The sequence below is a fragment of the Pseudomonas sp. RL_5y_Pfl2_73 genome, assembly GCF_963970515.1.
Lineage (GTDB): Bacteria > Pseudomonadota > Gammaproteobacteria > Pseudomonadales > Pseudomonadaceae > Aquipseudomonas.
Genome location: NZ_CAXAPD010000047.1, coordinates 19,955 through 27,150, shown reverse-complemented (window position 1 = coordinate 27,150; position 7,196 = coordinate 19,955). Strand labels below are relative to the sequence as shown.

General features: G+C 45.6%; 6 protein-coding genes and 2 pseudogenes. All 8 read right to left on the bottom strand.

Annotated features, from left to right (window positions below; genetic code table 11):
• Positions 1–323: 323 nt before the first annotated feature.
• A pseudogene (locus AACY42_RS27030) lies at positions 324–781 on the bottom strand (phage virion morphogenesis protein).
• Positions 778–1,014 (bottom strand): annotated as a pseudogene (locus AACY42_RS27025) (phage tail protein); the annotation flags it as partial. The pseudogenes AACY42_RS27025 and AACY42_RS27030, both read right to left, overlap by 4 nt.
• A gap of 32 nt (positions 1,015–1,046) precedes the next feature.
• Entirely contained in the window at positions 1,047–2,234 is a 1,188-nt protein-coding gene (locus tag AACY42_RS27020; protein WP_339483511.1) for an MFS transporter, read from the bottom strand.
• A gap of 133 nt (positions 2,235–2,367) precedes the next feature.
• Positions 2,368–2,970, bottom strand: coding sequence for an adenylyl-sulfate kinase (cysC, locus tag AACY42_RS27015; RefSeq protein WP_339483510.1), 603 nt, complete (start codon positions 2,968–2,970; stop codon positions 2,368–2,370).
• A 22-nt stretch (positions 2,971–2,992) separates the two neighbouring features.
• Complete coding sequence (locus AACY42_RS27010) at positions 2,993–4,306, bottom strand: diaminopimelate decarboxylase family protein (RefSeq protein ID WP_339483509.1); 1,314 nt, start codon at positions 4,304–4,306, stop codon at positions 2,993–2,995.
• The gene (locus AACY42_RS27005; RefSeq protein ID WP_339483508.1) at positions 4,299–4,994 is read right to left on the bottom strand and encodes a 2OG-Fe dioxygenase family protein; all 696 of its coding nucleotides are present in this window, start codon (positions 4,992–4,994) and stop codon (positions 4,299–4,301) included. The genes AACY42_RS27010 and AACY42_RS27005 overlap by 8 nt, the downstream gene beginning before the upstream one ends.
• A 13-nt stretch (positions 4,995–5,007) precedes the next feature.
• Positions 5,008–5,733 carry a sulfotransferase-like domain-containing protein gene (locus tag AACY42_RS27000; RefSeq protein ID WP_339483507.1) on the bottom strand — a complete coding sequence of 242 codons (726 nt, stop codon included), beginning with the start codon at positions 5,731–5,733 and terminating at the stop codon, positions 5,008–5,010.
• 104 nt (positions 5,734–5,837) lie between these two features.
• The gene (locus AACY42_RS26995) at positions 5,838–7,106 is read right to left on the bottom strand and encodes an ATP-grasp domain-containing protein (protein WP_339483505.1); all 1,269 of its coding nucleotides are present in this window, start codon (positions 7,104–7,106) and stop codon (positions 5,838–5,840) included.
• Positions 7,107–7,196: the final 90 nt, after the last annotated feature.

The following is a 7,196-nucleotide window of genomic DNA, read 5'->3' as shown; positions in this document are numbered from 1 at the left end:
GAAGCAACATCTTGAGCAATGCGGCTTTGCGTTCAGGTGAATAGTACGGCACGAACAGTCTCTTTCCGCCCCCGATCTGCTTTTTCAGGAAAATTCGGAGAGGCGACAACTATCCTGACACCGGGGGATTGCCGCACGCCTCGTCAGTAGAAGATTACGAAGCGCTGCTGCCGTGGAACTGCTCGCCACAGATGCCACGGTAAACCGAGGTTACATCTTGTGGTAGGTGGGGTTTGTGGATCGCACTCGATGTTTGGATATTTGGGGCGCGGAGCGTAAGAGACTATGGTAGGAACGAATGTCGGAGGAAGGCCTCGTAGCACCTATGAACAAAGGTGCGCCAACAGTCCATTTCGGATTAAATCTAAATCTGCTTGGGTAAACCCCAATACCATCCGCTGTTCATATTTCACATCTGGTGCCCCCGTTCAGCCCGATCTTTCAACCCGTACTGGTGCACTCTGACAATTCGTGCAATCCGACCTGTAAACCCAACGCTGATGGCATTACCTTCACCCTGTACCTTAAGAAAGCTGGCTGTGCGCAGCTTCTGGAACATCTGCACCTTTCTCTTCACCCGTCCCTGTTTGCCGCGCAGGTTGCGCTGTTTGCGTGGCGCGTACTTGCTGCTGTCCGGGTTGCGCTGGGCAATGATTCGTTGTTGATGGCTGCGGCGCAACGCCTGGCCGAGGTTGCGAGCCAGCTTGTTACGCGATGCTGGCTGAAGTTGCCCAAGCAAGCCGGCCGCCCAGTCCTCCAGCGCTTCCAGGCGGTTGGTCATTTCGGCAGCACCCATTCGCTACTAGTGCCTTGGGCGCCGGGTATCCAGTTCGGGTCGAGGAACGCGGCGGCCCGTTGCGGCTCGCCGGAATGGCGGATGGTGGTATTGCCCTGGTCGTCCTTGCCTACCACCACCCGTTCGGTCAGGGGCAGGGTCAAACTCAGATCGACTTTGCTGTTGTCGAGAATGTCGGCTTCGAACTGGATGCCGGCGGCGGACTTGTTCAGGTTTTCCTTAGTTTGCCCCGTTGCAGTCACAGCTTAAGTTATATACGAGCTTCTGCCATTTTTTCCTTTGAAATGGAGTGAAGCAAAAAAGCAGAAGTAAGAAATACCATCGATGCTACGACAGTATTAGCAGAAAAGTCTGCGCGAAAACTATATAGCCAAGCGCTAGCAAGTCCTCCCAGTGTGCCGCCAGTTTGATACGCCGCGTTTAGTGCTGCATTTAAGCTACCTCTGTGGGAGGCCGCGACCATTCGCATTGCGTCTCCTAGTATTAAGGCAAGCATCAAGTCTCGGCCAAAGGCAAAAATAGTATAAGCTATCGTCTGAATTGCAGGTGAGCCGTGCCCTAATGGAATAATTAGAAGAATAAATGCAATTCCTACAGATGAAACGATACAAAGCGTTAGGGGATTTTTAAACCAGCTAGAAAGCCATCCACAAAAAAGGGCACCGACCAGGCCGCCAATCTCGCCAAAAAATACTACAGCGCCTATCGTCTCTAGGCTCATGCCTGCTAACCCGTTCTGAACTAGCCAACTTGGATAGAGTCCGAGAAATGTATATACTCCCACCGACCAACAAAAGTATGACGCGAGTAATGGTCGTGTTTTTGTGCCACTGGATAGTGATACCAGACGGTCTCGATAGGTTTTCCTCGAGATACACATTTGAGACAAAGAAGTTGCGTTAGTTGAGGGGAGTGTGCTGGCAAGGCAGGCAAGAACACAGCAAATAGCTGCAAGGCATATAATTGGGAGCTGCCAACTGAAAAAACCTCCTAAGATAATGCCTACTGATAGAGAGCATAAAAATGCGATTGGTGCAGCCGAGGTTACGTACCCAGCTACTCGGGCTCGGTTTGATTCAGGAACATAGTCAGCAATCGCAGCAAAAACGGAGGCGCCAATCATGGGCATAAAAAGACCAGTGGCAGCACGACCGACCATGATCCATGAGGAATTGGATGCTAAAGCTGTCAGAGCTAAGATTACACTACAGCCCAACGATCCAGCCACGATGAATCGCTTTCTTCCATATTTATCTATAATTGGCCCTAATGCCAAGTTGCTTACCAATGCGACAACTGGGAAAGCAGCCAGCAGCATGCCTGTCTCGCTAGGTGAAAGATCGAATCTATGCTGAATGAATGGCAAGAGTGGTATCATCATCGCAAGGTTGAAGGCGACGACGAAGTAGGCCGTCCAAAGTACTGCGGTGATGAACATGTCTACCCTCATTAGTTAGTTTGTGGGGCTGGAAGCTACCAGTGTACGCTCACATTTGCTAGAGAATCAATGCGGAAATGGATTAGGTTGCAACGGCTGTAAAACGGACGCCGCAACCTAAAGTTTCTGATTATTAAAGTATCTCTCTTCTCTTCGGAATGTACTCAAGGTGAGAGAGGATCTCCCCAGCGATCATTTCCGCTGTCGTAACTGAAGTATCAAAGGCCAAGTCTGGGCTGCTCGGCGCTTCATAATCGGAGCTAATTCCCGTAAAGTTATTTATTAATCCAGCTCGTGCTTTGCGGTACAGGCCTTTGGGGTCGCGATTGATGAGAATTTCCATTGGTGCATAGAGATAAATCTCAATGAACCTATAGTCCTCCAATAGTTTTTTTATTTTTTGGCGATCATCCTCGAATGGAGAAATTAATGCTCCGATAACTATCGTGCCAGTGTCGACAAGTAACCGCGCTACTTCACCTGCTCGACGCACACTTTCTGATCGATCTGCTGTACTGAACCCAAGATTTTTATTCAGGCCTTGGCGTAGCATGTCGCCGTCGAGCACGCTGCTGCGACAATTTTTTCGGTTAAGTTCTGATTTTAAAATGGCTGAGATAGTAGATTTTCCAACGCCAGACATTCCAGTGAACCAGACAATACTGGGCTCAATAATTTTATTAGGGTTAAGTTTGAGTGTTGGCTCATATTGTACATTGGTGATAATGTTTTCCATGATCTACCTTGAGGTTCATTTGTTATGAGTGCTCTATTGGGGAGTTCGCCGAAAACGAAAAAATATCTGAGTAGGTCTCTCTGCGCCAGACCAGTGTTGCGCGATTTTCGTCAATAGCAACCACAGGCGCGCGCTCTCGAATAAAGTTTGTTGCACGACTGATTGAGTAGGCTCCGGTATCTTCAATCACTATATGGTCGCCTATTTCCAGTGCAGCCGGTAGCTCCAGTGAATATGAGAAAATATCATGTTCATAGCATAGTGGCCCGCCTATTGTATATTTTCTCGACGCTCCTTCCCTGGTAATAAGTGGATATATTTTGTGTTCCTCGCTGGGGCCGGCAGTTGGCAATAAGTTCAAGCCGGCATCCAAGATTATCCACGAACCAAGGTCGTTGGTTTTTTTGTTGACCAAGCTCGAAATCATGAACATAGCGTCAGAAACAATTGCTCGTCCAGGTTCTATAGCGACGGTTAAGAACGTAAGATTCTGTTCAGATAGCACCGAGAGAATTGTGTCGAAATACTCTTGTACGGTATAACTTGAGCGTTCATCCGGTATTTTTATATTGCTTAAGCAGCTAACTAGATCTAGAAGAGGTCCACTCCTGGTTCTACGGATACCAGGTACCGCGATACCTCCGCCAAAGTTTATCGTGTCCAAAGGGAATTTTTCACTTAATTGCTTTGCTGCGCAACATACATGAGTGAATGCATTTTTTAAGCTCTTTAGGTCGTCGATTTGTGAGCCGAGTTGGCAATGAACACCAACAAGCTCTAATGATGTACAGTTCTTGAATACTTCAAAAAGCACATCTAACTCTTGAGTTGGCCAGCCAAATTTAGAGAGGCGTGCCTTATGCTCCATCTGTTTGTTGAATGTAACGTCCAGACTAGGGTACATGTTTATATTCGGATTCAAGCGAATTCCAACCTTGGCAATCATTCCTTTGCCTTTGGCCAAGGTATTGACCCTGTAAGCCTCCTCCGGAGAGTCAATATTGATGAATACGCCTAGATCCAATGCCAGACTTAACTCATTATCGGTTTTCATTGGACCATTGAAAACGATTGAGTCAGGGGGGAAACCCTGCTCTAGAGCTGCCTTTAACTCGTACCCTGAAACAACATCAGCACCAAGACCGGAATCTACAAATTTCTCAAGAATAGCTGGAAGATAGTTGGTTTTTAAAGAGTAAAATAGCTTGAATTTTTTCAGAACTTTGGAGGCTTCAAGTATGGATGACAAATTTCTATTAAAAACATCCATGTCGAGGATATGCACAGGAGTACCAATTTTTTTTACAATTTCATTGACTAGAGCTATATTACGCATTCGCTTTCTCCTGTTTGGCGCGTGTTTCAAACTCTGGGCCGTAGCGACGGTTATTCCAGCTGTTGTAGGCTACAATCCATATGTCTCTGTATCCGCCCTCTGAAGAGAGTGCAACGATATCCGTGGCGCTATGTACCATCTCTCCATCTTCATATATTAAAGCTTGGTTGGGCTCCAAGATTTTTGTGAAAAATGGGTTTTCCCGTGTGCCGTTATGAAAAAGCTGGCTCTCGCCACCCTTGATATTAAAACGATCAAAAACGGCCAGCATTCCATATTCGTGACCATCACGGTGGGGGCCTTCTGGGACGCTGATCCCCTTGATTTTTTCATTAGTGATTACGCGACACTGATGGACGTTTACTTGGTAAACTGTATCAGTATTTAAACCTAATTGCTCAGCACCGCTGGCAATCTGAAGGGAAGGATCTATACGCAACGGTTCCAGCTCTCGGGGCACGCCCCCAATATAGCTGTTGTACTCCTTGGATTGAATAAATGGTCGATGAGGTAGTTTTTGCAGTTGCCAGCCTTCGCCACTGTGAAAAAGGATAAATTGAGAGAAGCGGCGAAATCGCTGCCCAAATCCGCAATATGGGTCTGCTGGGAGTTGAGCGAACTCATCTCTCGCATTTTTGTTCAAAGGCGGTAAGTTAATGATGCTAAATTTTTTTTGCTGAAAGTTCATGACTTATCTCCTGTTAAAACCTAGGCGGGGTGAGTTCGTGGTAAATTTCAAGGGCTGTATTAAACATTCCGAGAATTGATTGAGGTATGTCTATAGCTGAAGAAGTTTCTTCAGCTATGATTCCCTGACTATTTTCCAGTGTTGAGTGCCATACTGATTGCGATTGTTGTTCATGGTCGGCCCACTTTCGTACGGCTCCATCCTCCCATTGTAGTAGTGAGGGCGAATAGGATAGCCCAAAGTGACTTGAATAATGTCTAATGGTCTTTTCCGGAGTTTTTCGAAAAATATCGCCATCTACTACAATAGGAGATATGCCTTTTACTTTTTTAATTCGTTCATGTATGCGCTTTAGTGCACGAAAACCAAATTCATCTTCTGTGAAATCTGACTTTAACTGTACTAATGAATTGAAAACTTTAGATGGGTGCCGAATCATTAAGCTATGGTTGTATGTAAATAATTCGTCATCCGAAATGTACGCTTCACCCTGAAAGGCAAGCTCTTTAACAAAAAGAATCTTTTCTCCAAGATGACGTTCAATTTCATTTTTACCGCCACTATAGTTCTTGTGTTTTAGTGAGCCGTAACGTTCGGATTTTCTATGTGGGCCAAAATAGTATTCATTTGTATAGGGTTCGTGCAGTGTCGTCACCTCTTTGCTCTGCGATATTACTTTTTCGAAGAGCGTTGACATGCTTCTTGGAACAGCCCAATGAATGATCGCATTTTTTGACAAGATTCACGTCCTATGTGATTGTGGTTGAAATGTTCATCGAGACGTTTAAGATTGTTATTGTTGCGTATAATGAAGCGAAGTTGTTTTGATCTATGTATTGTTGTCTATTCTAGGCCGACGACCTCCTTCAGTGGTTGAATATTGAATTCGACTTGAATCGCGGCAGTATCTGCTAAGCGACGAGCCATGGCGGAGGTCGGCGCGTGCGTAACAACCGTTCCCAAAATGTCATGGTTAGAGCTTGCAGCTTGTACGTAGTCGCCTGTATCCACATCGACTTGAATCTTAACGATACCATCTACACGACTAGCTAGTTCTAACCCTGTTATCTGCTGTACCACGCCCGATGTTAGACTTGTAAAGTATACGGACGCTGCCGCATTTTGTTGAGTTGGTTCAAATTTAGGATGTCGTCCCAGGCTTAATTCAACTTGACAGTCTAGTAAGTCAATTCCGGTCGACAGTTCTACTAGTTTTGTTATTTCATTTCCGGGTACGCGGCCATTGATTTCTACAACCATGACTCCCTTCTTTGTAATTTTAAGCTCTACGTGTGATACTCCAAAGTCGTGTTTAACTGCGTTGAGTGCAGCCCGTGAAGTTTCAATGCAGTTATTCTGTAGCATTTGCGGTAGTTCACTAGGGAACGTATCTCCAATCTCTACAAAGTAAGGGTGTTTGCCTAGGCTTTTGTCAGTTACACCATAGAAAAAGCGTTCGCCTTTAACGAATATTGATTCGACACTGACCTCCGGCCCGATCATGTACTCTTCGATCAATACACCATAGCGCTTTGCTTGGCCTCTGACATTGCTTGAGGTTTTGTTCAGCGCCCTAAAGGCTTGTTCAACATCATCTTGCGACCAGCATAGTATTACACCAACGCTTGCTGAATCAGTCATCGGTTTTACGACAACAGGAAAATCTATTTTTTTTGCAAACTGAAGCGCGACCTCAAGAGTTTCAGCATGGAGGTACTCTGGGACACTTACGCCGTTTTTGCGACAAGCCTCACGCATGTTAAGTTTGTCGCGGCAGTTTGAGGCGGCTATGTGGGTTAGGCTTGGTAGATTCAGTGCGGCGGCCACTTGTGCGACAATCTCAAGGCTGTAGTCGCAAATAGTAATAACCCCAGAAATTGGTGATATTGAATTACGCCTTAACTCATTTATGATTTTATCTACATCATTGGTGTCGAACTCAAGTACGTGATCTACGTTGTCTATTACCACGTTGTAGGATGGTATTTTGGAATAGCGCTCAAGTCTATTTGTGCAAAAGACTGTGGTGTACCCTTTTTCTCTTGCTTTGATAAGTGGTAGGAGACCAAAATCCGATACCTGTGTCTCAATGACGACGTAGTAGTTCTTCATGCACGATCCTTTTTTTGCGTGGTAAAATTGTTTTCTTGTTCTGCTATAGATTTCTGCGCAAGAAAAAATGTTAGTAACATAGTGCGAGCG